We start from the raw sequence: 658 nt of genomic DNA on the forward strand, positions 1-658 counted from the left end.
CTCGATACCCACGAAGTCCCCTCCGGGGCGGGTGCGTTGGATACCCCGCCGTACACCCCGATGCGCGGGCCGACACGAGTCCCGACCTGCGCTACGGTCGTTCCGGCGGGGTATCCAACGCACCCGCCCCGGAGGGGACTTCGTGGGTATCGAGAGCGACCAGGTCGTCTACGAGTATCTGAGCCGCGTCGGCGACGTGGCGCAGCAACGGCAGCTGCCCTCGGTCACGCGCATGCGGCTCGTGTCCGAGCTGCGCAACGAGATCGACCGGCGGCGTGCCGGTTCCACCGTCGACACACCGGCCGCCGTCCAGCGCATCCTCAAGGGCCTCGGCACCCCGGACGAGATCGTCGCCGCGGCCGGCACCGGCGCCGGCGTCCCCCAGTTCCCGACCACCTCCGTCCCCGTACAACGAGACCACGAGGACGATCTACGGCCGAAGGGCCTGCGCCGGGTCGTACCGCTGCCGCGCACCCGCCTCACCAAATCCGCCCCCGCACCCGACCCCGAGCCCGACAACTCCGCCTCCTCACCGCACCTCGCGAGCGCGTCCGACCTCGGCGCGAGCGTCCTTCAGCCCGACTGGTGGCGGCCGGAGAACGGCAACGGGTTCGCGCTCGGCGACAGCGTGCCCGGGTTCACCGGCGGGGTCGAGATC

The 658-nt window shown here is 72.2% G+C and carries 1 pseudogene; it reads left to right on the forward strand.

Annotated features, from left to right (window positions below):
• Positions 1–142: 142 nt before the first annotated feature.
• Positions 143–658, forward strand: a pseudogene (locus AC31A1_RS52265) (hypothetical protein); the annotation flags it as partial.

Source organism: Streptomyces sp. P5F9, assembly GCF_057961495.1.